This is a genomic window from Streptomyces sulfonofaciens (assembly GCF_014656295.1).
Classification (GTDB): Bacteria; Actinomycetota; Actinomycetes; order Streptomycetales; family Streptomycetaceae; genus Streptomyces; species Streptomyces sulfonofaciens.
This window is the reverse complement of the sequence record NZ_BNCD01000010.1, coordinates 63,396-87,887: the sequence shown is the minus strand read 5'-3', so window position 1 is coordinate 87,887 and position 24,492 is coordinate 63,396. Positions and strand designations below refer to the sequence as shown.

General features: G+C 71.0%; 19 protein-coding genes and 2 riboswitches. Of the genes, 12 read left to right on the top strand and 7 right to left on the bottom strand.

What is annotated here, in order from left to right; genetic code table 11:
• Positions 1 to 10: 10 nt before the first annotated feature.
• Positions 11 to 568 carry a GH25 family lysozyme gene (locus tag IE313_RS17690; protein WP_189933269.1) on the bottom strand — a complete coding sequence of 186 codons (558 nt, stop codon included), beginning with the start codon at positions 566 to 568 and terminating at the stop codon, positions 11 to 13.
• A 509-nt stretch (positions 569 to 1,077) separates the two neighbouring features.
• On the opposite strand from IE313_RS17690, the gene IE313_RS17685 reads away from it, so the two are divergent.
• Positions 1,078 to 3,453: a glycosyl hydrolase family 95 catalytic domain-containing protein gene (locus IE313_RS17685; RefSeq protein WP_189933266.1), complete on the top strand. Its 2,376-nt coding sequence runs from the start codon at positions 1,078 to 1,080 to the stop codon at positions 3,451 to 3,453.
• Positions 3,454 to 3,964: 511 nt separating this feature from the next.
• Complete coding sequence (locus tag IE313_RS17680) at positions 3,965 to 4,477, top strand: P-loop nucleotide/nucleoside kinase family protein (RefSeq protein WP_229924754.1); 513 nt, start codon at positions 3,965 to 3,967, stop codon at positions 4,475 to 4,477.
• A 253-nt stretch (positions 4,478 to 4,730) separates the two neighbouring features.
• On the opposite strand, the gene IE313_RS17675 is transcribed toward IE313_RS17680, so the two are convergent.
• The 5 genes from IE313_RS17675 to gcvT form a co-directional block, all read right to left on the bottom strand.
• A complete protein-coding gene (locus tag IE313_RS17675) occupies positions 4,731 to 6,026 on the bottom strand; it encodes a glycosyltransferase (protein ID WP_189933262.1) in 1,296 nt (431 codons plus the stop codon).
• A 258-nt stretch (positions 6,027 to 6,284) separates the two neighbouring features.
• A complete protein-coding gene (locus IE313_RS17670; RefSeq protein ID WP_189933260.1) occupies positions 6,285 to 7,652 on the bottom strand; it encodes an L-serine ammonia-lyase in 1,368 nt (455 codons plus the stop codon).
• A 161-nt stretch (positions 7,653 to 7,813) separates the two neighbouring features.
• Positions 7,814 to 9,097 carry a serine hydroxymethyltransferase gene (glyA, locus tag IE313_RS17665; RefSeq protein ID WP_189933258.1) on the bottom strand — a complete coding sequence of 428 codons (1,284 nt, stop codon included), beginning with the start codon at positions 9,095 to 9,097 and terminating at the stop codon, positions 7,814 to 7,816.
• A 100-nt stretch (positions 9,098 to 9,197) separates the two neighbouring features.
• Positions 9,198 to 9,575 carry a glycine cleavage system protein GcvH gene (gene gcvH / locus IE313_RS17660; protein ID WP_189933256.1) on the bottom strand — a complete coding sequence of 126 codons (378 nt, stop codon included), beginning with the start codon at positions 9,573 to 9,575 and terminating at the stop codon, positions 9,198 to 9,200.
• 179 nt (positions 9,576 to 9,754) lie between these two features.
• On the bottom strand, positions 9,755 to 10,912 hold the full coding sequence (gcvT, locus tag IE313_RS17655; RefSeq protein ID WP_189933255.1) for a glycine cleavage system aminomethyltransferase GcvT: 1,158 nt from the start codon (positions 10,910 to 10,912) through the stop codon (positions 9,755 to 9,757).
• A gap of 37 nt (positions 10,913 to 10,949) precedes the next feature.
• A riboswitch (glycine riboswitch) is annotated at positions 10,950 to 11,075 on the bottom strand.
• Positions 11,076 to 11,170, bottom strand: a riboswitch (glycine riboswitch).
• 340 nt (positions 11,171 to 11,510) lie between these two features.
• Here gcvT and IE313_RS17650 point away from each other — a divergent pair.
• From IE313_RS17650 to IE313_RS17615, 8 genes are all read left to right on the top strand, one after another.
• On the top strand, positions 11,511 to 12,215 hold the full coding sequence (locus tag IE313_RS17650; protein WP_373317017.1) for an AAA family ATPase: 705 nt from the start codon (positions 11,511 to 11,513) through the stop codon (positions 12,213 to 12,215).
• 149 nt (positions 12,216 to 12,364) lie between these two features.
• The gene (locus IE313_RS17645) at positions 12,365 to 13,237 is read left to right on the top strand and encodes an enhanced serine sensitivity protein SseB (RefSeq protein ID WP_189933253.1); all 873 of its coding nucleotides are present in this window, start codon (positions 12,365 to 12,367) and stop codon (positions 13,235 to 13,237) included.
• A gap of 324 nt (positions 13,238 to 13,561) precedes the next feature.
• On the top strand, positions 13,562 to 14,404 hold the full coding sequence (locus IE313_RS17640) for an enhanced serine sensitivity protein SseB C-terminal domain-containing protein (protein WP_189933251.1): 843 nt from the start codon (positions 13,562 to 13,564) through the stop codon (positions 14,402 to 14,404).
• Positions 14,405 to 14,809: 405 nt separating this feature from the next.
• Positions 14,810 to 15,820, top strand: a complete 1,011-nt coding sequence (locus tag IE313_RS17635) for an ABC transporter permease (protein WP_189933249.1) — start codon at positions 14,810 to 14,812, stop codon at positions 15,818 to 15,820.
• A gap of 65 nt (positions 15,821 to 15,885) precedes the next feature.
• Positions 15,886 to 17,673: an ABC transporter substrate-binding protein gene (locus IE313_RS17630; RefSeq protein WP_189933247.1), complete on the top strand. Its 1,788-nt coding sequence runs from the start codon at positions 15,886 to 15,888 to the stop codon at positions 17,671 to 17,673.
• Between the two features lie 135 nt (positions 17,674 to 17,808).
• The gene (locus IE313_RS17625; protein ID WP_189933245.1) at positions 17,809 to 18,807 is read left to right on the top strand and encodes an ABC transporter permease; all 999 of its coding nucleotides are present in this window, start codon (positions 17,809 to 17,811) and stop codon (positions 18,805 to 18,807) included.
• On the top strand, positions 18,804 to 19,901 hold the full coding sequence (locus IE313_RS17620) for an ABC transporter ATP-binding protein (RefSeq protein ID WP_189933243.1): 1,098 nt from the start codon (positions 18,804 to 18,806) through the stop codon (positions 19,899 to 19,901). Before IE313_RS17625 ends, IE313_RS17620 begins: the two co-directional genes overlap by 4 nt.
• Positions 19,898 to 21,082 (top strand): ABC transporter ATP-binding protein, encoded by a 1,185-nt coding sequence (locus tag IE313_RS17615; protein WP_229924724.1) that lies wholly within the window; start codon positions 19,898 to 19,900, stop codon positions 21,080 to 21,082. Before IE313_RS17620 ends, IE313_RS17615 begins: the two co-directional genes overlap by 4 nt.
• A gap of 520 nt (positions 21,083 to 21,602) precedes the next feature.
• Here IE313_RS17615 and IE313_RS17610 read toward each other — a convergent pair.
• Positions 21,603 to 22,652 carry an aldo/keto reductase gene (locus IE313_RS17610; protein WP_189933241.1) on the bottom strand — a complete coding sequence of 350 codons (1,050 nt, stop codon included), beginning with the start codon at positions 22,650 to 22,652 and terminating at the stop codon, positions 21,603 to 21,605.
• Between the two features lie 133 nt (positions 22,653 to 22,785).
• Between IE313_RS17610 and IE313_RS17605 the strand changes: the two genes are divergently transcribed.
• Positions 22,786 to 23,334 carry a TetR/AcrR family transcriptional regulator gene (locus tag IE313_RS17605; protein WP_189933239.1) on the top strand — a complete coding sequence of 183 codons (549 nt, stop codon included), beginning with the start codon at positions 22,786 to 22,788 and terminating at the stop codon, positions 23,332 to 23,334.
• 236 nt (positions 23,335 to 23,570) lie between these two features.
• On the top strand, positions 23,571 to 24,416 hold the full coding sequence (locus tag IE313_RS17600) for a thioesterase family protein (protein ID WP_189933237.1): 846 nt from the start codon (positions 23,571 to 23,573) through the stop codon (positions 24,414 to 24,416).
• Positions 24,417 to 24,492 lie beyond the last annotated feature (76 nt).

Genomic DNA, 24,492 nt, shown 5'->3' with positions numbered 1-24,492 from the left:
CCTGCCCCTCCTACCGCAGAGCCGTGGCCCACTCGCGCAGTGCGCCGGTGGTCTTGAAGTTCGCCACGTTCTTGTCGAGCGGAGTGCTGCTGTACTGGTGGATGACCCACTTCGCCTTGATCCTGGGCTTTCCCGCCGTGACGTGGTCGGCGATCCACAGGCCGTCGCCCGCGTAGGAGGTGGTGTCGCGGTTCAGCCAGAAGTCGCGGTTGCAGTAGAGCATCACCCGGTGCCGCGGACGCAGCCGCTTCACCTCCCTGATGAAGGCGTCCTTCTCCGCGTTGCCGGCGGCCGTGCCCTCACCGGTGTACTCCCAGTCGACGGCGAGCAGGTCCTCCTCCACGGAGGCGCACTCCTCCACGAAGTACTCGGCCTGCGCCCTGATGTTGCCGGGCCACAGGAAATGGTAGAAGCCGACCACGCAACCGGCGTCCCGCGCCTTCTTGGCCTGTGCGGACTGCTTCGGATTGATGTACGAACGGCCCTCCGTGGCCTTCACGAAAACGAAAGCCATTCCGTCCGTGTCGAACGAGGACTGGTAGGAGCTGACGTCGACGCCGTGCAGCATGCGCGAACCGCCTTCCGGATCAGGTGGGAGAATCCTCTGCTCGGGGCGTTCCCGCCGGCCCGGCGTGCCGATCCGTTTCTGTCCGGCATTCCCGACCGCCGCCCGACCGCCGCCCGACCGGGCGCGACGGGCGGGGGTGCGCGACGTGCGCAACGACGTGCCTCCCGGCCACCGCCCCGCCCCTGGGTGCCGTGCCACGAGCGTAGGTACGAGAGGTTGTCATTCTCCATTCTTTACAACTCGTGTCGGCCTGCCCGGCCTTGTGGAAACCCCTGGACATCCGATGACTGATGACCGGGTCTTTGAAGCTCGAACATGCGGAATGCGCCGCGCACTTGCCATTTCGTGGCCACTTTCCGGAAGGGCTGTTCTAAGCCTTGACCCCCTTAAACCTCCGATGTTGACTGCCTGTTGCTCCAGTGCATCCCCCTGCCCGGCCGAGCCGCCCCGCGCGGGCAGGGGGAGCGCGCACGGTTGTCCCCACCTCCGCAACCCCAGGAGTAACGCCCATGCGCATCCCCCGATTCGTCGCCCCGCTGGTGGCCGCGGTCTGCCTGGCCGCGGCCACCACCGGCCTGCCGGCGACAGCCGCCCCCGCCCACCCCGCCTCCACCACCGACGCGGCCTTCGACACGGTGTCCGGCGCGCTCGACGTGGACCGCGCGGCGTACCTGTCGAAGCACGACGTCGTCTACGACCGGCCCAACACCGACCCCAGGTACGGCCTCACCGTGGGCAACGGCCGGATGGGCGCCATGGCCTGGCAGGAGAACGGCCTGACCATGCAGGTCTCGGGCGTCGACAACTCCCAGCAGGGCGCCTTCGGCGGCGGCCTGGTGAACCTGCGGACGACACCCGCCCTGGAGGACGGCGCCACTCGCTACCAGCAGCGGCTGTCCCTGTACGACGGCACCCTGACCACCCGTTACGCCGACGACCGCACCGTCACCGTGATGGGCGCGCCGAACTCCGAGGTCATGGGCATCCATGTGGAGGACGGCCGAAGCAACGTCTCCGCGGTGACCCTGGACCTCAGCCTCTGGGACCTCGGCCGGCTCTCCAACAGCGGTGACGTCCCCGACCTGACCACCTGGAAGACCGTCAGGACCTACGCCGACGCGGACAGCGCCGGTCTCAGCCGCGGCCAGGACGACCCGCAGGGCTTCGGCTACACCCTGGCCGCCGCGGTGGAGGGCGCCGCGTACCGCACTCAGGTGGTGGACGGCAGCAGGGTGCGGCTGACCATCACGCCGTCCCACAGCTACACCGTGTGGTTCACCACCAGCAGCCGGAAGAACGCCCCGGACCACGACTCCCCGGCCCAGGCCGAGAGAGCGCTGACGCAGGTCGGGAACACCGGGTACGCCGGCACCCTGGACGCGTACAAGAAGTGGTGGCACGCGTTCTGGCAGAAGTCCTTCGTGCAGTACTCCGACCAGTCCGGCGCCGCCGACTACCTGGAGAACGTCTACTACCTGAGCACCTACATGATCGCCGCGGGCGGCTACGGGGACTACCCCTTCCACTTCATCAACGGCGTCTTCCGTGCCACCGGGGACGACACCAAGTGGAGCAACGCCTACTGGTACTGGAACCAGCGCGACGTCTACAACTCCTTCCTGGCGTCCGACCACGCCGACCTGATGAACGGGTTCAACCGCCTCTACAGCCGAAACGCGGACGCGCTCAGGGCGTTCACGAAACAGCGCTACGGCGTCGACGGCATCTGGGTGCCGGAGACCATGGGCTGGGACGGCAACGCCCGCGGCACGGTGAACAGCGACTACACCAAGAACATCTGGTCCACCGGCGCCGAGGCCGCGTACAACATGTACCTCCAGTACCGCTACACCAACGACACCGGCTACCTGCGCCAGACGGTCTACCCGTTCCTCCGGGGCGTCGTCGGGTTCTACCAGCGGATGCTGTCCCACGACGACGCCACGGGCCAGTACTACGTCGCCGAGTCCAACTCCCACGAGACGTACTGGAACGTCCCGAACGCCATCACCGACCTGGCGGCGGTGCGCACCGTCTTCCCGATCGCCATCAGCGTCTCGCAGCAGCTTGGCCAGGACGCGGACCTCCGGCCGCAGTGGCAGGACATCCTGGACCACCTGATCCCCTACCCGTCCGACGCGAGCACGTACCTGCCGCACACCCCGCCGCTCGCGCAGACCCGCAACAACGAGAACGTGGCCGCGGAGATCGTCTGGCCCTACGACCGGACCGGCATCGGCTACCCGGACCAGCAGAAGGCCGTCGACACCTGGAGGGCCCGCCCCTTCCCCTACGGCAACGTCTGGTCCAACGACGCCGTCCAGGCCGCCCGGCTCGGCCTCGGCGACGACGCCTTCAACGGCATGAAGACCATGCTGGACAAGTACGAGAACTATCCGAATGGCATGACCGAAAACACCAACGGCGTCTTCGAGTACCTGGGCGTACACCTGTCCGCGATCAACGAGTCGCTGCTCCAGTCGTACAACGGCAAGATCCGCGTCTTCCCCGCCGTGCCGTCCCTGTCCGGCTTCACCGGGAAGTTCACGCTGCTCGCGAACGGCGGCTTCCAGGTGAGCTCGGAGCGCGAGGCCGGCGAGGTCAAGTACGTCGGCATCAGGAGCCTGTACGGGAACACCACCCAGGTCGTCAGCCCCTGGGGCGGCGAGCGGATCCAGGTCCGCAGGGCCTCGGACAACGCGGTGGTACTGCGTACCACCGACCGGGAGTTCACCCTGAACACCGACGCCCACACGGTCTACGTCGTCGAGCGGGTCGCCGAACCGCTCTCCGCGTACGGCCGCACCCGGCTGACCGGCACCGCCAACCAGGGTGCCAAGTCGCTGCCCGGCACCCGCTCCACGCTGGGCCTGAACGCCTCCTGAACGGGGGTCGAGAACAGCGGAACGAAAACCGGTGCCGAGCCCCGGAGGAGGTCCTCGGCGTGCACACCGACGACCTGGACTTCGCCGGGCGCCGCTGCCCGGTCAAGGCCAAAGGCCGCGCCGCTGGCCCGGCTGTCACTGCTGTGCCCTGCCGTGGAACCACACCACCGCCAGACGTGTACCGTCCGCCGCCGCCCCGGGCGCCCACGCCGGGGCACAGTCGGTCCGTTAAGATCAAGGCATGTGCTGCTGCGCTCCCATGACCACAACCGCCGCCTAGCGGCGGTACCGCGGTTCCCGTAACCGCGGCCATTGCCTGCCCCGCATGGGGCAGCGCCAGGACGTACCGCCGGATCAGTGTCCTGCCGGCAGTCACTCATATGCCTGTGACGCCGGGTCGTCCTGCCTGATCAGGGAAGTCATGTCTCAGTCGCAGCGTTTCGGTGCACAGCATCCGCAGGCAGCCGGCCCCGACGCCGGGCACCACCCCCGTGCCGCCACCCTGCTCCTGATGGTCGGGCTCCCCGGGGCCGGGAAAACCACCCGCGCCAAGGAACTCGCCGCAACCCATCGGGCGCTGCGGCTGACCCCGGATCACTGGATGATCCCGCTGTTCGGCGATTCGACGGCCGACGGCAGGCGCTGGGTGCTCGAAGGGCGGCTCATCTCGGTCGCCCTACAGGCGCTGAGGCTGGGGACCAGCGTCGTACTCGACTACGGGCTCTGGAGCCGCGATGAACGGTCGGCACTGCGCTGGCTGGCCCGGTCGGTCGGGGCGTCATGCCAGGTGGTCTACCTGCCCGTGGACAGGGACGTCCAGCTCGCCCGCATCGCGCACCGCCAGGAAACAACACCGCATCAGACGTTCCCGATGAGCGAGGCCGACCTGGATGCCTGGCGGGAACAGTTCCAGGTGCCCGACGCCGCAGAACTCGACGGCGGCGAGATTCCCACCCCACCGCCGGGCTGGCCGGGCTGGCAGGAGTGGGCGGTGGACACATGGCCGTCGTGCACCGATAGCTGACCCGGCCGGCACCCGGACCTTTGGACAGCCAGTGATCCACACGACCGCCGAGGGCTCTGCCTCGGCCGAGCCCGAGATCGAAGCGCTCCCGGGCCCTCCAGGGGCTTTGTGCCGGTTTCCGTTCCGATGTCCCTCGACCTCCTGAACCGCGCCGCCCGCGCGGGAACGGGCCCGCCGCCGGCAGCTCCACGCCGCCCGCGGCGGGCCCGCGCAAGGGGGCGGCCCCGGCACTCGGGCCGGAGCCGCCCCCTTCCTAGTGCCCCACCAGGGTGCCACGCTCGACCAGGTTCTCCAGGTCGGTCGCGACGCTCTCGACCTCCGGCAGCGCGAGCATCCTCAGCCGCGCGGCACGGGTGGTGGCGGTGATGGCGCCGTCGCCGAGGACGGCGCGGCAGGCGGCGGCCACGCCGTCCGCCGTCCGGTCGGTGATCTCCCGGCCGAGCCCCAGCTCCTGGACGCGCTTGGCGTTGTGGATCTGGTCGCCGAAGTGCGGGAAGACCGCCATGGGCGTGGCCGTGCGCAGCGACTCGCGGATGCTGTTGAAGCCGCCGTGCGTGACGAACACGTCGACGGACTCCAGCAGCAGCGGCTGCGGCACCCGGTTGGTGAGGTGGACGTGGCCGGGCAGGTCCGGCCGGTCGACGGGCAGCCCGCTGGTGGCCACGATGACGTTGCAGTCGTCGAGCCGGGAGACGCCGTCGATGATCGCGCCCAGCGTCTGAACCGGATCCGAACCGGGCACGAGCGTCATCGGGGACGGGTTGTCGGCGTTCGCCGCCGCGTGCCGCATGGGCAGCGCGGTGCCGAGGGCGGCGAGCACCAGGGGCCGGTCCGCGGGCAGATCGGCGATCCACGAGGGCAGTACCGCGTGCTGGTCCACCTGGAGCGTCTGGCGGTAGGAGAAGGACGCAGGCAGGTGCCGGGCGAAGGAGAAGGCCGGCGGTACGTAGTCGATCCGGCCGTACGGCACGATCGACAGCGGGTCGTCCTTCCTCGGCAGGCCGAGTTTCTCGCGCACGGCGTTCAGGTTGGAGTGGATGAGGGCGGGATCTATCACGTTGCCGGCCCCCGAGGGCGTGGCCACCTGGAGGATCCCGGTCTCCTCGGAGACCAGCACCGTGCTCATGTCGAGTCCGTCGCGCAGGATCAGGTCGGGACCGAAGTCGCGGACCACGGGGAGGGTGGCCTCGCGCAGCCGCAGGGCGAGCGGGCCGGAGAGCGCGAGAGTCATCACCTGCATGATCTTCTGGTGCATGATCTCGATCTTGGACTGCGGCGGCCGGCCCGCCGCGGACCCGCTCTGCTCCGGCCGGTGCTCGGTGGGGAGCCCCGCGGCGGTGAGGGTCTCCTTGAAGGCGGCCTGAGTGGTCTCGCCCGAGATGGTCGGCAGGCAGTCGAGCACCCGGAAGCCGTCGGGCTCGAAGACATCGGCGAGGTCGGGGGCGGTGGCCACCAGGATGTCGTGTCCTGCGGCCTTGAGCGCCCGGAGAGTGGGGAGTTGGGCCCGCCCGTGTGACGGGCTGCCGAGGGTGGTGCACAGAACTTTCAAGGACGGACCTCTCTGTTCGTGCTTCGTTCCGTTAATGGCGAGGTTTCGCAGTACGGAAGATAAGGCTGTTTACGCCATGGAAGAGGCGATGAGTCTGTTTTGAGCCGCAGATATGGCTGAAATTCATGGCTGAAAATGTACTGTCTGCTTCCGCTTTCGCTCTCCGCAGATCGCTGGGTGCCCACCGTGTCGAGGGGCGCGCACAGCGCGGCCGCCGACCGCTCGGCGGACCCGTCCCGACGGACCGCGGCCGGCCGTTCAGCACTCGATGATGTTCACCGCGAGCCCGCCCCGCGCCGTCTCCTTGTACTTGACGCTCATGTCGGCGCCGGTGTCCCGCATGGTCTTGATGACCTTGTCCAGGGACACCTTGTGGCTGCCGTCGCCGCGCATCGCCATGCGCGCGGCCGTGATGGCCTTGACCGCGGCCATGCCGTTCCGCTCGATGCATGGGATCTGCACCAGCCCTCCGACCGGGTCGCAGGTCAGGCCGAGGTTGTGCTCCATGCCGATCTCGGCGGCGTTCTCCACCTGCCGGGGGCTGCCGCCCAGCACCTCGGCGAGCGCCCCGGCGGCCATCGAACAGGCCGAGCCGACCTCGCCCTGGCAGCCCACCTCGGCACCCGAGATCGAGGCGTTCTCCTTGAAGAGCATGCCGATCGCGCCGGCCGCCAGCAGGAAGCGGACCACACCGTCGTCGTCGGCGCCCGGCACGAAGTCCTGGTAGTAGCGCAGGACGGCCGGGATGATTCCGGCCGCGCCGTTGGTGGGCGCGGTCACCACCCGCCCGCCGGCCGCGTTCTCCTCGTTGACGGCCATGGCGTGGAGGGTGACCCACTCCATCGCGCGCGCCGCGGGGTCGCCCTCGGCACGCAACTGCCGGGCCAGGGCCGCCGCCCTGCGCCGCACCCTGAGGCCGCCCGGCAGGATGCCCTCCCTGCTGGTCCCGCGCGCCACGCAGTCCCGCATGGTGGCCCATATCTCCAGCAGCCCGGCCCGCACCTCGTCCTCGGTGCGCCAGGCCCGCTCGTTCTCCAGCATCAGCGAGGAGATGGACAGGCCCGTCTCACGGGTGAGCCGCAGCAACTCCTCACCGGTGCGGAACGGGTACTTGAGCACGGTGTCGTCGAGCTGGATGCGGTCGGTGCCCATGGCGGACTCGTCCACGACGAAACCGCCGCCCACCGAGTAGTACGTCTTCTCCAGCAGAACGCCGCCCGCGGCGTCACGGGCCCACAGGGTCATGCCGTTGGCGTGCCCGGGCAGCGCCCTGCGGCGGTGCAGGACCAGGTCCTCGTCGGGGGCGAAGGCGATCTCGTGGCTGCCCAGCAGCCGTATGCGGCGCTCGGTGCGGATCCGCTCCACCCGCTCGCCCGCGCCGTCCACGTCCACCGTGCGCGGGGAAAGGCCCTCCAGACCGAGCAGCACCGCCCCCGGAGTGCCGTGGCCCCGGCCCGTGGCGCCCAGGGAACCGTAGAGCTCGGCGCGGACCGCGGCCGTACGGGTGAGCAGGTCCTCCCCGGCGAGGCGCCGGACGAACATCCGGGCCGCCCGCATCGGGCCGACCGTGTGCGAACTGGACGGGCCGATGCCTATCGAGAAGAGGTCGAAGACCGAGACGGCCACGGGGACTCCTTGCGGTCGGCAGACGCCGTCGTCTGCCCGGGTGACACGGCGGCGTGCGCCGCGGGAACACGGAAGGCGGGCGGTGGGGGCGCCGCGGCGGTGCGGCGCCCCGTTCAGCGTACGTTCCGTGGGAACTGCTGACGAACCGGGGCGAAAGGCCCCTAGGCGCCCAGGGTGGGGTAGAGCGGGTGCTTCGCCGCGAGCGCGGCGACCCGGGCGGCCAGCGCGTCCCTGCTGTCCGCCCCGAAGGCGGGCTTGAGCGTCTCGGCGATGATGTCGGCGACCTCGCGGAAGTCGTCGGCGGTGAAGCCCCGGGTGGCGAGGGCGGGCGTGCCGATGCGCAGGCCCGACGTGACCATCGGGGGCCGGGGGTCGTTCGGGACGGCGTTGCGGTTGACCGTGATGCCGACCTCGTGGAGCCGGTCCTCGGCCTGCCGGCCGTCCAGCTCGCTGTGCCGCAGGTCCACCAGCACCAGGTGCACGTCCGTCCCGCCGGACAGGACGGAGACGCCGGCCTCGGCCACATCGGGGCTGTTCAGGCGCTCGGCCAGAATCTTCGCGCCCTCCAGCGTGCGCGCCTGGCGCTCCTTGAACTCCTCGCTAGCGGCGATCTTGAACGCGACCGCCTTGGCGGCGATCACGTGTTCCAGGGGCCCGCCCTGCTGGCCCGGGAAGACCGCACTGTTGATCTTCTTGGCCAGCTCGGCCGTCGACAGGATCACACCGCCGCGCGGACCGCCGAGCGTCTTGTGGGTGGTGGTGGTGACCACGTGCGCGTGCGGCACCGGGTTCGGGTGCAGCCCGGCGGCCACCAGGCCGGCGAAGTGGGCCATGTCCACCATCAGGTAGGCGCCGACCTCGTCCGCGATGCGGCGGAACGCGGCGAAGTCGAGCTGGCGCGGATAGGCCGACCAGCCCGCCACGATCAGCTTCGGCCTGGCCTCCTTGGCCTGCCGCTCCACCTCGGCCATGTCGACCTGCCCCGACTCGCCGTCGACGTGGTAGGCGACGACATCGTAGAGCTTGCCGGAGAAGTTGATCTTCATACCGTGGGTCAGGTGGCCGCCGTGCGCCAGGTTCAGGCCCATGATGGTGTCGCCCGGCTTGAGCAGGGCGAACATCGCCGCGGCGTTGGCCTGGGCACCCGAGTGCGGCTGCACGTTGGCGTGCTCGGCGCCGAACAGCCCCTTCACGCGGTCGATGGCTATCTGCTCGACCACGTCGACGTGCTCGCAGCCGCCGTAGTAGCGGCGGCCCGGATAGCCCTCGGCGTACTTGTTGGTGAGCACCGAGCCCTGGGCCGCCATGACGGCCAGCGGGGCGAAGTTCTCCGAGGCGATCATCTCCAGCGTCGACTGCTGGCGCCGTAGCTCGGCGTCGACGGCGGCGGCGACGTCCGGGTCCAGCTCGTGGAGGGGGGTATCAAGAAGCGAGTGAAGCGACATCACGGTCCCTAACGCAGTGGTTCCGGCCCTTGGCAAGGGCAGAGCGGCCCGGGGCGGAGCGGGGCGCCGGCGCGGCGGGTACCCCGAGTGCCCGGCGGGCTCAGCCGGCCGAGAACTCGGTGTACTCGTCGGCGGAGAGCAGGTCGTCCGGCTCCTCGGTGACGCGCACCTTGAAGAGCCAGCCGCCCTCGAACGGCGCGGAGTTCACCAGCGAGGGGTCGTCGACCACGTCGTCGTTGACCTCGGTGACCTCGCCGCTGACCGGCGCGTACAGATCGCTGACCGACTTGGTCGACTCCAGCTCGCCGCAGGTCTCGCCCGCGGTGACGGTGGAGCCGGCCTCCGGGAGCTGGGCGTAGACGACGTCGCCGAGCGCGTTGGCCGCGAACTCGGTGATGCCGACCGTCGCCACGCCGTCCTCGGCGGGCGACAGCCACTCGTGCTCCTTGCTGTAACGAAGCTGCTCGGGGTTGCTCATGTGCTGAATTCTCCTGTACGCGGGGGAGTGCTTCCGAACGGACGGTCTTGCGGTACGAGACGGGGCGGGCGATCCGGGTGCCCGCCGGGCCGGGCGAGGACCGGCGCTGGGTGAGGTGCGCCCGGCCGCCGGGCGGCGTGCGCCCGGCAGTCGAGCGGCGCGCGCCCGGCCGCCCGGTCTCACTTCTCGCGCTGGTAGAACGGCAGGGCCACCACCTCGTGGGGCTCATGGCTGCCGCGGATGTCCACGGCCACGCCCGCCGTTCCCGGTTCCGCGTGGGCCGCGTCGACGTAGGCCATCGCGATCGGCCTGCCCAGCGTCGGCGAGGGCGCGCCCGAGGTGACCTCCCCGATCACCGCGCCGTCCGCGGCCGCCACCACGGCGTACCCCGCGCGCGGCACCCGGCGCCCCCCGGCGACGAGGCCGACCAGCCTGCGGGGCGGGGCGCTCTCGGCGCGCCCGGCCGCCTCCTCGAGCGCGGCGCGCCCGACGAAGTCGCCCGCCTTGTCGAACTTCACGACCCGGCCGAGGCCCGCGTCGAAGGGCGTCAGCGCGGTGCTCAGCTCATGCCCGTACAGCGGCATGCCCGCCTCCAGGCGCAACGTGTCACGGCACGAGAGGCCGCACGGCACCAGGCCCACCGCCGCGCCCGCCTCGGTCAGCGCCGCCCAGAGCCGCTCGGCGTCGCCGGGCGACACGAACAGCTCGAAGCCGTCCTCGCCGGTGTACCCCGTACGGGCGATGAGCGCGGGCACACCGGCGACGTCACCCGGCGCGCCCGTGTAGTACTTCAGGTCCGCGAGCGGGACGTCGGTGAGCGGTGCGAGGATGCCCGGGGAGGCCGGGCCCTGGACGGCGAGCAGGGCGTAGGCGTCGCGGTCGTCGCGCACCACCGCGTCGAAGCCCGCGGCCCGCTCGGTGAGCGCGCCGAGGACCGTGTCGGCGTTCGCGGCGTTCGCGACGACCAGGTACTCGTCGGCGGCGCCCGCGGGCCCCGGCCGCCCGCCCGCGAGCCGGTAGACGATCAGGTCGTCCAGGATGCCGCCGTCCGCGCGGCAGATCATCGTGTAGCGGGCGCGGCCCGGCCTGAGGGCCCCGATGTTGCCGACCAGGGCATGGTCGAGCAGGGCCGCCGCGTCCGGTCCCGTGACGGTGATCTCGCCCATGTGCGAGAGGTCGAAGAGCCCGGCCGCGGTCCGCACCGCCTGGTGCTCGTCCCGTTCGCTGCCGTACCGCAGAGGCATGTCCCAGCCGGCGAAGTCGGTCATGGTCGCGCCGAGCGAACGGTGCACGGCGTCGAGGGCGGTGCGGCGGGGCTTTCGGGCATCGAGGGGCATGGGCGGGCTCCCGGGCAGGCTGGACGGACGAGGACGCTCCTCCCCCTCTGTCATCGGAACCTGAGAGGTTCACCGAGAGCCCGTCTCACAAGGAGACATCCGGACATCCGGGCTTGCACCTTGGGTGGGACCGCCACAGGAGCGGCCCGCTTTCCAGAATTGCCTCGCCCGCGCGGTATCTGGGCCTGAGAGATTCAAGGGAGGACTTGCTCCTTCGGCGCCCCGGCCGATGGCCGGAGGCTCTCCCGCGCGGGTTCAAACGGCCGGTATGGAGTTGGCGCGCACATCATTGCACGGCGCGCGCGCCGGAGCGGTGGGGGCGCGGGGCGGACGGCCTCGAACGAGACGAAGGAGCCGCGCCGACGGGCGCGGGAGGCCGGGCCGAGCGGCGCCGGCCGGCCGTGTCGCAACCGGCAACGGCCGTGCGGTGCGCCCGGGATGCACAGCCGCGCGACACGCCCGGCGTCCGGGGAGGGGTCGGTCGTCACCTTGTGCCGCATTACCGTTTCTTTACACTTGGTGAGGAGCACACCAGGAACGGAACGGACAGTAGAGACGGGCAGGCAGGGTCGTGACAGCTCGGGGGAGGCCGATCGCGGTGGACGGTCCGATCACGGTACGCGCCACGGGCACTTCCGACGGGGCGGTGCCCGGCACGGACACGTCCCTCCAGCGCCCCGAAGCGCGCCGTGCCACGCGCGCGCTCCGTGCGCCGGTCCGGGGCGCCGTGCGCGACCTGCGGGAGCCCGGACACCGGGTGCCCCGGCAGCTCTCGTTCGCCGCGGGCGACGTGGTGGTGGTCTCCGGACTGCCCGGCAGCGGCAAGTCGACCCTGATGCGGCGGGTGGTGGAGGGCCCCCGCATCGACTCCCAGGACACCCGCGAGCGCTGGTCGCGCCGGATGCCCCGGTGTCTGCCGTACGCGCTCTACCGTCCCCTCGTCCGCCTCGCGCACTACGCACGCCTGCACCGCACCCTGCGCACCGGCGCGGGCCTCGTCGTCCACGACTGCGGCACGCAGGCATGGGTACGCCGCTGGCTCGCCCGCGAGGCCGCGCGCCGGGACGCCACCCTGCACCTGCTGCTGCTCGACGTGCCGCCGGGCACCGCCCTGGCCGGGCAGGGCGCGCGCGGCCGCGGCGTGTCCCGCTACGCCTTCCTGCGCCACCGCAGGGCCGTGGGCCGCCTGGTGCGCTCCCTGAAGGACGGCCGCCTGCCGTCCGGTTGCGCCTCCGCGGTGCTGCTGGACCGCCCGGCCGCCGACGCCCTGCGCACCATCGCCTTCGCAGCGCCGCGGCGGTGAGCCGCGGTCCCGGGTGGTCCCGGGTGGTCCCGGTCGGCTCCGGCGGCGGGACGCGCAGGATACCGGCGCCGCGTTAGGGTGCCAGCCGCAGCCGCGCGCGGCTGTGCGCAGGGCGTGAGAGCACGGGCATGACACAAGGATTGAGAAGCATGGACACAGCGCCGCAGGCCATGACGCATCCCCACGGCGGATGGCCGGCCAACGAGCTCGAAGAGGTCCTCGCCGCCTCCCTGGACGCCCCGTGGGGGCACCTTTCGGGCCCCTCGGGCACCGGGGGAGTGTCCTCGGCGGGCGCCCGCATCCTGGAGGTCCTCACGCGCAGCGCGTTCTGGGTGCCGCTGCCCGGCGGCGGAGGCCCCCACCAGCCGGTGCTCGACCTGCCCACCATCGAGCTCGAAGGCCAGGCGTACATCCCGGTCTTCAGTTCCGAGCAGCAGTTCCGGGCTGTCGTCGGCGATCACATGGGGTACACCGTCGCGCCCGCCGTCGAGTTCGCCCGCGGGCTCCCGCCCCAGCTCGGCATAGCCGTCAACCCGGACGGCGCCGTCGGCATCCCGCTGCCGCCGCCCGCGGTGGCCGAGCTGTGCCGCGCCGGTCGCAGCCCCCTCGACGGGACGGCCGCCGGCGGTCGCGTCCGCCTCTTCCAGCCCGACTGGCAGGAGGACCCGGTGGACTTCCTGTCCGCGGCCGCGGAGGAGTTCGCGGTCACCGGCGCGGCCCCCGGCGCCGGGATCGCTCCGCAGCCGGCCGCCCCCGGCGCGGGGCCGCTGCCCGGCACCGTGCTCAGCGCGCGCCGCTGCCTCGCCAGCATCGAGGGCGACGATCCGGTGCTGTTCATCGGCGTCGAGCTCACCCCGTGGGAGGGGGACGGGCGTGCCGCCCCGCTGGCCGCGCTCGGCCGGGCGCTCGGCCGCGTCCCGGTCCGCTGGCCCGTCAACCTGGTCCTGCTGGACGTCACTCAGGACCCGGTCGCCGAGTGGATGCGGGAGAAGGTGGCCCCCTTCTACACCTGCGCGCCGTGAGACGGGCGGGCGCCCGGGGCCCGGCAGGTCCCGCAGCGCCCGCCCCGGCGGGCCCGCCCCGGCACCCGGCGGGCGCGCCCGCCGGGTGCCGCCGGGCGCCGGTGCACCGGTGTCCGCAGGAGGCGTTGCAGCGCCGCCACCCACCGGTGCGTCAGGTCGGCGGCCGACCGTGCCGCTTAAGCTGGTCCCACGACCCGGGCGGGCCGTTTCGCGCCACCGCGGCCGTTCGCCTACGGTCGAAGCCGCCGGGCAGGGGTCCGGGCCCGGTCCCGCCGGGTACGTCAGTGCGTCATCAGCGGATGCTTCACGAAGGAGCTGTCAAAGGTGAGTGCGTCGGGCACGGCAGCGGCCGGGCAGGTCGAGCAGATGCTGCGCCAGGTGACGCCCGGGCGCTACGACGCCTACGAGGCGTTGCTCCAGGCGCTCGCCGATCCCGCCGGCGGGCAGGTGTACATGCTGCTCTGGCACGGCCAGGCCGGCTCCCCGGACGCCCAGTACGGGAACATGCAGGTCGACGGTCTCGGCTACGCCCCCTGCGTCACCTCGGCCCAGGAGCTGACCGCCAGCGGCTGGAACCGCTCCTACGAGGTGATCGGCGGCCTGGACGCGGCCCGTGCCCTCTACCCCGACCACTACGGCCTCTGGCTGAACCCGCACGCGCCCGGCGGCGGCGTCGGCATCCCCTGGCTCGATCTGCGCCGGATGGCCACCGGCCTGGACCGGCAGCCGGCCGGTCCGCTGCGGCTGAGCGAGCCCACCATCGAGATCCCGCAGTTCTACGCCCTGCTCACCCAGCACGCCCACCGTACGCCCGCGGTGCGTGCGCTGCGCCGCGCCTGGGTCCAGCCTGCGCTCGGTTCGCCGTACCTCGCCATCGGCCTGGACGTCTACGACACCAGCCCGCCCGCCGTGGACGCCGTACGGTCGATGATGCAGCAGTCCATCGGTGCCGTGCCGGACGGCCTTTCGGTCTCCACCGTCGCGCTGTTCGACGAGCACGATCCGGTGGCGATGTGGCTGCGGGCCTGCGCCCGGCCGTTCTACGACCGGGAGGCGCACGGCGCGCCCGGGGCCCCCGGTATCGCCCCCGGGGCCCCCGGGGCACCCGGCATCCTGCCCCCGCCCGCGACGGGCTACGGTTACCCACCTCCCGGCGCCACCTACTGACCGGTCTGTCGTGGGCCTTCCGGTGCCCGGGGGGCCACGGAAATTGACTTGACCTGACGGGGTCGAACAAGCCGTCATGTCAATGTTACTAGGGGGAAATATGTCCTCTGCGGTAACAGTTGGTCACTTTCAGTGAACAACAGAATGGCATATCTCAACCGATGTGTCGTTTGTCCGTAAATGGGGGGTGTCCGACCCCCGATTCGGCCCGTCCGGATAACGGAACGTTCCAGCCAGCATCACGGTTAGGCATCCATTCCCTGCCAAGTCTGGCAACAGATCGCAACCGCGATGAAGACTCCCGCTCCAAGGGGCGGTCGCCCCTGCGTACGAAACGGACGGATCAGGCCGCCACAGCGGCACGTGTGGGCCGGTAACCGCCGGTTGAGAGGGGTCCCTGGCACGATGACGGCACCATTGCACGAGCCGACCGCAGATGCGGCCCCCAGTGCGGCCGAGGAGGCGTCCCTCGCCGAGGCCGGAGGCGCGCAGGCGGTCCAGGGCCGGTCGCTCGGCCGGATCGCCTGGGAGCGCCTCAAACGCGACAAGCTCGCCCTGACCGGTGGCATCGTTGTCCTGGTGCTGATCGTGATCGCGATCCTCGCTCCCGCGATCGCCCACCTGGTCGGGCAGGACCCGGAGACGCACCACGAGAACCTGATCGATCCGCTCTTCTCCACGCCCAAGGGCTCCTTGGGCGGGATCAGCGGCGACCACCTGTTCGGCGTCGAACCGGTCAGCGGCCGCGACGTCTTCGCCCGGATCGTCTACGGCTCCCGGGTCTCGCTCCTCGTGGGCTTCCTGTCCGCGGTGGTGGCGGTCATCATCGGCACCGTGCTCGGCATCCTGGCCGGCTTCTTCGGGGGCTGGGTGGACGCGGCCATCAGCCGGGTCATGGACGGCCTGCTCGCGTTCCCGCAACTGCTCTTCATCATCGCGCTGGTCTCGGTCATGCCGAACGAGATGCTGGGCCTCACCGGCACGGACGTGCGCCTGTTCGTGATGATCCTCGTGATCGGCTTCTTCGGATGGCCCTACATCGGGCGTGTGGTGCGCGGACAGACGCTCTCGCTGCGTGAGCGGGAGTACGTCGAGGCGGCCCGCAGCCTCGGCGCGGGGCGGCTCTACATCCTGTTCAAGGAGCTGCTGCCCAACCTCGTCGCGCCCATCATCGTGTACACGACGATGATGATCCCGACCAACATCCTCACCGAGGCGGCACTGAGCTTCCTGGGCGTGGGCGTCAAACCGCCCACCGCCTCCTGGGGGCAGATGCTCTCGAGTGCGATCGACTACTACGACTCGGACCCCATGTACATGGTGATCCCCGGCGTAGCGATCTTCATCACCGTGCTTGCCTTCAACCTCTTCGGCGACGGCGTGCGAGACGCGCTGGACCCGAAGGGTTCCCGATGAACTGCTACCCCCAGGGACCCGTGGCCGATCCACGGGCCGCTTATCAATTCGGAGGATCCGAGATCGTGACTACCCAACGCACCTCAGGGCGGCGCAAGCAGGCCTTCGCCGCTGCGGCCGCGGTAGCCGCACTGCTGGCCACGGCGGCGTGTGGCGGCGGTGGCAAGGACAACGGCGCGTCGAAGGACGGCGCGGCCGGGTTCGACGCCGCGAACAACAAGGTCGCCCAGGCCTCGCTCGCCAAGAAGGGCGGCACGCTGAAGTTCGCCGGAGCCCAGGACGCCGACTCGTGGGACACCACGCGCGGCTACTACGGCTTCGCCTGGAACTTCATGCGCTACTACAGCCGTCAGCTCGTCACCAACAAGACCGCGCCGGGCAAGACGGGCGCCGAGCTCACCCCGGACCTGGCCACCGGCCTTGCGAAGATCACGGACGGCGGCAAGACCTACACGTACACGCTGCGCGACGGGATCACCTGGGAGGACGGCAAGCCGATCACCTCCAAGGACGTCAAGTACGGCATCGAGCGCTCGTGGGCGCAGGACGTGCTGTCCGGCGGTCCGATCTACCTCCAGCAGGTGCTGGACCCCGATAACACCTACAAGGGCCCGTACAAGGACAAGAGCGCGGATCACCTGGGCCTGAAGGCGATCTCCACGCCGGACGACAAGACCATCGTCTTCCACCTGCCGAAGCCGAACTCCGACTTCCAGGAGATGCTGGCGATGACCTCGGCGTCCCCGGTCCGCCAGGACAAGGACACCAGGTCCAAGTACGCCCTGCACCCGTTCTCCTCCGGTCCGTACAAGTTCCAGTCGTACGACCCCGGCAAGTCGCTGGTGCTGGTCCGCAACACCTCGTGGAAGCAGTCGTCCGACCCGGTCCGCAAGGCGTACCCGGACAAGATCACGGTCAACTTCTTCACCAACGCCAACGACATGGACCAGCGCCTCATCCAGGGTGACTTCGACCTGGACATCGGCCAGACGGGCATGTCGCCGCAGGGCCGCACCGTGGCCCTGAAGCAGCACAAGGAGAACCTGGACAACCCGGTCTCCGGCTACATCCGCTACGCGGCCTTCCCGCAGAGCGTGAAGCCGTTCGACAACGTCCACTGCCGCAACGCGGTGATCTACGGTGCCGACCACAAGTCGCTGCAGACCGCGCGCGGCGGCCCGGTGGCCGGTGGCGCGATCGGCACCAACATGCTGCCGCCGTCCGTGCCGGGCGCCGAGGGCCAGAAGTACGACCCGTTCGGCTTCCTGAAGAACGACGGTGCGGGTGACGTCGCCAAGGCCAAGGCCGAGCTGAAGGAGTGCGGCAAGCCGAACGGCTTCAAGACCACCATCGCGGTCCGCAACAACAAGCCGGTCGAGGTGGCCACCGCCGAGTCGCTCCAGGCGTCGCTGAAGAAGATCGGCGTCACGGCCGACATCGACCAGTACGACGGTTCGCAGACCACCGGCATCATCGGCAGCCCCTCCAACGTGAAGAAGAAGGGCTACGGCATCATCATCATGGGCTGGGGCCCGGACTTCCCGTCGGTGCAGGGCTTCGGTCTGCCGCTGTGGGACAGCAAGTACATCCTGCAGAGCGGCAACAACAACTACTCCCTGATCAAGGACAAGACGATCGACGGTCTGTTCAACTCCTACGTCAAGGAGATGGACGCCACCAAGAAGGCGCAGATAGCGACCGAGATCAACCACAAGGTCATGGAGGGCGGCTACTACCTGCCGTTCGTCTTCGAGAAGTTCATCAACTGGCGCTCGTCCCGGCTGGCGAACGTGTACACCACCGACGCCTACAGCGGTGAGTACGACTTCGTCAACCTGGGTCTGAAGAAGTAGTCCCGGCGACACCCGCCCTAACGGCACGAAAGGCAGGTGAAGGCCGGCGCGGCGAGACCGCGGGCCACTTGGGCACCTCCGGCGTGAGCCGGCAGGGGCCGGCGGTGGCCCGCGGTCCGCAGCGGGCCGATAGCTGTGCTCGCTTACCTCATCAGGCGGCTGTTCGCCGCCGTGGTGATGCTGGTGGTCATCATCGTGGTGGTCTTCGGCATCTTCTTCCTCGTCCCCAAGTGGGCGGGTGTCGACCCGGCCGCGGCCTTCGTCGGCAAGCAGGCCGACCCGGCCGCCGTCGAGGCCGTGCGGGAGAAGCTGGGTCTGGGCGATCCGATCTTCGTCCAGGTCTGGGAGTTCTTCAAAGGCATCTTCGCGGGCCGCACCTATGCGGCCGGCGGTGATGTGACGCACTGCGCTGCGCCGTGCTTCGGTTACTCCTTCCGCAGTGAGCAGGCCATCTGGCCGGTGCTCACCGACCGCTTCCCGGTGACGCTGGGCCTCGCGCTCGGTGCCGCCATCCTGTGGCTGCTGTTCGGTGTCGCGGCGGGTGTGCTCTCCGCGCTCAAGCGCGGCAGCCTGTGGGACCGGGGTGCGATGGTCGTCGCGCTGGCGGGTGTCTCGCTGCCCATCTACTTCACCGGTCTGCTCAGCCTGGCCATCTTCAGTTACGGCCTCGGCTGGATCGACGCCCAGTACGTACCCCTGTCCGACAGCTTCACCGGCTGGCTCGGCGGCATGATCCTGCCCTGGATCACCCTCGCGTTCCTCTACGCGGCGATGTACGCCCGGATCACCCGCGCCACCATGCTGGAGATCCTGGGCGAGGACTACATCCGCACCGCCCGCGCCAAGGGCCTGCGCGAGCCCGTCGTCATCGGCAAGCACGCCATGCGCTCGACGATGACGCCGATCCTGACCATGCTCGGCATGGACCTCGGCGCCCTGATCGGCGGCGCGATCCTCACCGAGACCACGTTCAGCCTGCCCGGTCTCGGCCAGGCCGTGCTCACGGCGATCCGCAACCAGGACCTGCCCATCATCCTGGGCGTCACGCTGATCACCTCGCTCGCGGTGATCGTCGCCAACCTGCTCGTGGACATCCTGTACGCCGTGATCGACCCCCGAGTGAGGCTCGCATGACCGAACTCCACAAGAGCGGAGCGGCCGTCGGCGAAGTGGTCGACGCCTCGCCCGCGCCCACCGCGTTCCTCGAGGTGCGCGACCTCAAGGTGCACTTCCCCACCGACGACGGTGTCGTGAAGTCCGTCGACGGGCTCAACTTCCAGTTGGAACGGGGCAGGACCCTCGGCATCGTCGGCGAGTCCGGCTCCGGCAAGTCGGTGACCTCGCTCGGCATCATGGGTCTGCACACCGCGGGCCAGTACGGCAAGCGCCGGGCGCGCATCTCCGGGGAGATCTGGCTGGACGGCACCGAACTGCTGTCCGCCGACCCCGACCACGTGCGCAAGCTGCGCGGCCGCGAGATGGCGATGATCTTCCAGGATCCGCTCTCCGCGCTGCACCCGTACTACACGATCGGCCACCAGATCGTGGAGGCGTACCGCGTCCACCACGACGTGGACAAGAAGACCGCGAGGCGCCGGGCCGTCGAGATGCTCGACCGGGTGGGCATCCCGCAGCCGGACAAGCGGGTGGACAGCTACCCGCACGAGTTCTCCGGCGGGATGCGCCAGCGCGCGATGATCGCGATGTCGCTGGTCAACAACCCCGAGCTGCTGATCGCCGACGAGCCGACCACCGCCCTGGACGTCACCGTGCAGGCGCAGATCCTGGACCTCATCCGGGACCTGCAGAAGGAGTTCGGCTCCGCGGTCATCATCATCACCCACGACCTGGGCGTGGTCGCCGAGCTCGCCGACGACATCCTGGTGATGTACGGCGGGCGGTGCGTGGAGCGCGGGCCCGCGGAGAAGGTGTTCTACGAGCCCCGGCACCCCTACACCTGGGGCCTGCTCGGCTCGATGCCGCGCCTGGACCGCGAGCAGACCGACCGGCTCATCCCGGTCAAGGGCTCCCCGCCCTCGCTCATCAACCTCCCGTCCGGCTGCGCCTTCAACCCGCGCTGCCCGTACGCGGACGTCCCGAAGGACAACGTCACCCGCACCGTCCGGCCTGAGCTGCAGGAGGTCGGCGGCCGGCACTGGGCGGCCTGCCACATGACGCAGGAGCAGCGGGAGCGTATCTGGACCGAAGAGATTGCGCCGAAGCTGTGAACCAAAAGTCAACGGGCACGCAGGGCGCCGCGGCAGGCGACGTCCTCCTCAAGGTGAACGGGCTCCAGAAGCACTTCCCGATCAGGAAGGGGATGCTCCAGCGGCAGGTCGGCGCGGTGAAGGCCGTGGACGGCATCGACTTCGAGGTGCGCTCGGGCGAGACGCTGGGCGTCGTGGGCGAGTCCGGCTGCGGCAAGTCCACGATGGGCCGGCTGATCACCCGGCTGCTCGAACCGACCGCGGGAACCGTCGAGTTCGAGGGCAGGGACATCACCCACCTCGGCGTCAGCGGTATGCGCCCGATGCGCCGCGACGTCCAGATGATCTTCCAGGACCCGTACTCGTCGCTGAACCCCCGGCACACCATCGGCACCATCGTCGGGGCCCCCTTCCGGCTCCAGGGCGTCACGCCCGAGGGCGGCATCAAGAAGGAGGTCCAGCGGCTGCTGGAGGTGGTCGGCCTCAACCCCGAGCACTACAACCGCTACCCGCACGAGTTCTCGGGCGGCCAGCGGCAGCGCATCGGCATCGCCCGCGCGCTGGCGCTCAGCCCCAAGCTGGTGATCGCGGACGAGCCGGTGTCGGCGCTTGACGTCTCCATCCAGGCCCAGGTCGTCAACCTCCTCGACGACCTCCAGGACGAGCTGGGCCTGACCTACGTGATCATCGCCCACGACCTGTCCGTGGTCCGGCACGTCTCCGACCGGATCGCGGTCATGTACCTGGGCAAGATCGTGGAGCTGGCGGACCGCTCGTCGCTCTACCGGGCGCCGATGCACCCGTACACCAAGGCCCTGCTGTCCGCGGTGCCGATCCCGGACCCCAGGCGCCGTTCGGCCAAGAGCGAGCGCATCCTGCTCAAGGGCGACGTGCCGTCCCCGATCGCGCCGCCCAGCGGCTGCCGCTTCCACACCCGGTGCTGGAAGGCGACCCGGATCTGCACCACCCAGGAGCCCCCGCTCATCGAGCTGAAGCCGGGACAGCGGGTCGCCTGCCACCATCCGGAGAACGCCGAGGACCAGGCCCCGCAGGACACCCAACTGCTCTCCGCGGCCAGGGAGGCCATCGAGCTCGTCCCGGTCGGCAGGGACGAGGCCCCTGCCGGGCAGGGCGCCGCGGCGGCCGAGCCCGCCACGGGGTCCGAGGGCGCCGCGGCGGAGGGCACGGCGTCCGGGGAGTGAACCCGTCTCCCGCGCGCCGGAGCAGCGGGCCGCGCGGCCGGCCGCCCGGCGTGCGGGGATGAGTGACGTCGGCGGGGCTGCCCCCGCGGGGCGCCGGCGGTGCCGTCCCGGCCCTGTTCTCGTACGGCTACGGCGAACGGGCATGCGGCGCCGGGTGACTGCACGACGCCGCGGTCGCGCTGCTGGAGGGCGGCGAAGTCCACGTGCGCGGCCCTCACGGCCTTTGGGTACACGCGCCGGCCTCGTCGGCGTGACCACCCCGGACGGCCGAACCGACGAGTACGACCGCCCCGGCCCGTCCTGCGGACCACACGGCATCACACGGGGACCGGACGGTGCGATGCGGGCGGCCCGGGTGATCGGAACGACAGCCCGCCCCGCGCCACCCCGAGCCCGACCTCCCGTCGCTTCGCCCGGCCCCCGCAGGGGACGGCGCGGCGGCCGCACGGCCCGGGCCCGTCCCGGGGGCCTTTCGGCATCCGGCCGCCGCGGAGGCGGAGCCCTGCGGATCGGCGCGGTGTCAGAGGTTGGCGTAGCCGGGGACGGAGGCCTTGATGCGTTCCATCTCGCGTTCGTCGGAGACGCCCTGGAAGTCGTGGCGCGGGGTGTAGGGCGCTTCGAGGCGGCGGGCCTCGTCGTCGGTGAGGTCGATGTCGAGGGAGGCGACGGCGTCGCCGATCTGCCGGGCGGTGCGGGCGCCGACGACAGGGGCGGCGACGACGGGGTTGCGGCGCAGCCAGGCCAGGGCGATCCGGGCGCGGGGGACGCCGCGTTCTCCGGCGATGGCGCCGACCGCGTCGATGATCCGGCGGTCGCTGTCGGCGTTGGCCTTGTAGAGCAGGTCGGCGTAGGCGCCGTCGGTGGCGGCGCGCGGGGTGGCGGCGGCCTGGTCGAAGGGGCGGGCGAGGCGGCCGCGGGCCAGCGGGCTCCACACCATGGTGGCCACTCCCGCGTCGGCGCACAGCGGGAGCATCTCGCGTTCCTCCTCGCGGGCGAGGAGGTTGTAGTGGTCCTGCATGGTGACGAAGCGGGCCCAGCCGTGGCGCTCCTGGAGGTGGAGGGCCTTGGCGAACTGCCAGGCGTGCATGGAGGAGGCGCCGAGGTAACGGGCCTTGCCGGCTTTCACCACATCGTTGAGGGCCTCCAGGGTCTCCTCCAGCGGGGTGTCGTTGTCCAGGCGGTGGATCATGTAGACGTCGACGTGGTCGGTGCCCAGGCGGCGCAGGCTGTTGTTTATCTCCGTCATGATCGTCTTGCGGGACAGGCCACTGCTGTTGGGACTGCCGGGGCGCATGGGGTGGCGGACCTTGGTGGTGATGACGACGTCGTCGCGGTTCGCGTACTCCTTCAGGGCCCGGCCCAGGATCTCCTCGCTGGAGCCGTAGGAGTACATGTTCGCGGTGTCGAAGAAGTTGATGCCCGCTTCCAGGGCCTGTTTGATCAAAGGGCGGCTGGACGCCTCGTCCAGCGACCAGACCGGGTGCCCGCGGTCGGGCTCGCCGTAGGTCATGGCACCGATCGCGACCGAAGAGACGTCCAGGCCGGTGCGCCCGAGCTTGGTATAGCGCATGAGGAGGCTCCTACAATGGGGAACGAAGCCAAACGGAGAACTCTCCGCCGACCCGCCCGACGCTAACGGAGAGGTCTCCGTTTCGCAAACGGCACTATCCGCGGGCACCCGCCCGCACTCCCAGGAGGACTCGATGACCGGCGCCCCGCAGCAGCGCTCCGACGCGCTGAAGAACCGCGAGGCGATCCTCCAGGTCGCCCACGACGCCCTCGCCGAGTCCCCGGACGCCTCGCTCAACTCCATCGCCAAGCGGGCCGGCGTCGGTCCGGGCACGCTCTACCGGCACTTCCCCACCCGCGAAGCGCTGCTCCTCGAGGTCTACCGGCACGACATCGCCCGCCTCACCGGCTCCGTGTCCGAGCTCCTGGCCGCCCATCCCCCGCTGGAGGCGCTGCGCCGCTGGTTCACCACGCTCAGCGCCTACGTCCGCATCAAGCACGACCTCGGCGAGGCCCTCCACTCGGCCGCGGCGCAGGAGATCATCAGCTCCTCCTGGCCCCCGGTCACCGCGGCCGTCCAGCAGCTCCTCGATGCCTGCGAACGCGCCGGCGACATCCGTCCCGGTGTCGACCCCGTCGACGTGATCATGCTGCTGAGCTGTCTGTGGCGCACCCCCGACACCCCCGAGGGCACCGCCCAGGCCGACCGGCTCCTCGATCTCGCCGTCACCGGCCTGCGGTAGCCACTGTCCGCGGGTGCCGGCACCGCGCCGCACGCTCCGGCGGGTCCGGCCGGGCCCCGCCTCCGTGCCGGCGCCGGGGCCGCCTCTCCCCGAGGGGTGTGCGGGCCGGGACCGGTCGCCCGGGCGGAGGGTCCTGATCGGGGCGGCTGTGCGTGCCCGTGCTCCGGTCGGGGTGCCGGGCGGGGGCGAGCAAGAAAAGCTACCGCTTAGTATTTTCGTGTCGTACGCTGACGGGCATGGCTGAACGCGTATCCAAGGGTGACGGCGAGCTCGACCGCGACACGGCGGTGACGCTCCGCGGGCCCGGCGTCTACGACGCCACCCTCTCCGCCGGCTGGTCCGTCGGGAACGCCGCGGTGCACGGCGGCTACCTCCTGGCCCTGCTGGGCCGGGCCCTCGGGGACCAGCTCCCGCACCCCGACCCGTTCACCATCACCGCCCACTACCTCACCGCCTCCCGGCCGGGCCCCGCCGTGATCCGCACCGAGACCGTGCGCACCGGCCGCACCCTCTCCACCGGAACCGCGGCCCTGGTGCAGCACGACGCCGAAGGCAACGAGGTCGAGCGCGTCCGGGTCCTCGCCTCCTACGGCGACCTGGACGCGCTCCCCGACGATGTGCGCACCGCGGCCAAGCCTCCCGAGTTCCCGCCCGTCGAGCAGTGCCTCGGCCCGGAGGACGCCCCCGACGACCGGCCCGCGCCGGGCAGCCCGCTGCACGAGCGGCTCCGGATGAAGCTGGACCCCGCGACCCTCGGCTGGGCGCTCGGCGCGCCCTCCGGCAGGGGCGAGATGCGTGCCTGGTTCGGCCTCGCCGACGGCCGCGACCCCGATCCCCTGGCCCTGCTGGTCGCGGTGGACGCCCTGCCGCCCACCACCTTCGAACTCGGCTTCACCGGCTGGGTGCCCACGGTCGAACTCACCGCGCACATCAGGGCGAGGCCCGCCCCGGGGCCGCTGCGCGTGTCGGTCACCACCCGCAACCTGGCCGGCGGCTTCCTGGAGGAGGACGCCGAGGTATGGGACACCGCGGACCGCCTGGTGGCCCAGTCGCGGCAACTGGCCCGAGTGGGCCTGATCTGACCCCGTCCCCGCCCCGTCGGGACGGGGTGGGGCGGGAGGCACTGCACGAGCGGCCGCGGCGGGAGGCGAGCGTCGC

Excerpts from the sequence above, each read along its gene's own strand:
- IE313_RS17690 (WP_189933269.1), bottom strand. The coding sequence starts at position 568 with ATGCTGCACGGCGTCGACGTCAGCTCCTACCAGTCCTCGTTCGACACG.
- IE313_RS17645 (WP_189933253.1), top strand. The coding sequence starts at position 12,365 with ATGGACACAGCGCCGCAGGCCATGACGCATCCCCACGGCGGATGGCCG.
- gcvH (WP_189933256.1), bottom strand. The coding sequence starts at position 9,575 with ATGAGCAACCCCGAGCAGCTTCGTTACAGCAAGGAGCACGAGTGGCTG.
- IE313_RS17635 (WP_189933249.1), top strand. The coding sequence starts at position 14,810 with ATGACGGCACCATTGCACGAGCCGACCGCAGATGCGGCCCCCAGTGCG.
- IE313_RS17600 (WP_189933237.1), top strand. The coding sequence starts at position 23,571 with ATGGCTGAACGCGTATCCAAGGGTGACGGCGAGCTCGACCGCGACACG.
- IE313_RS17685 (WP_189933266.1), top strand. The coding sequence starts at position 1,078 with ATGCGCATCCCCCGATTCGTCGCCCCGCTGGTGGCCGCGGTCTGCCTG.
- IE313_RS17605 (WP_189933239.1), top strand. The coding sequence starts at position 22,786 with ATGACCGGCGCCCCGCAGCAGCGCTCCGACGCGCTGAAGAACCGCGAG.
- IE313_RS17610 (WP_189933241.1), bottom strand. The coding sequence starts at position 22,652 with ATGCGCTATACCAAGCTCGGGCGCACCGGCCTGGACGTCTCTTCGGTC.
- gcvT (WP_189933255.1), bottom strand. The coding sequence starts at position 10,912 with ATGCCCCTCGATGCCCGAAAGCCCCGCCGCACCGCCCTCGACGCCGTG.
- IE313_RS17620 (WP_189933243.1), top strand. The coding sequence starts at position 18,804 with ATGACCGAACTCCACAAGAGCGGAGCGGCCGTCGGCGAAGTGGTCGAC.
- glyA (WP_189933258.1), bottom strand. The coding sequence starts at position 9,097 with ATGTCGCTTCACTCGCTTCTTGATACCCCCCTCCACGAGCTGGACCCG.
- IE313_RS17680 (WP_229924754.1), top strand. The coding sequence starts at position 3,965 with ATGGTCGGGCTCCCCGGGGCCGGGAAAACCACCCGCGCCAAGGAACTC.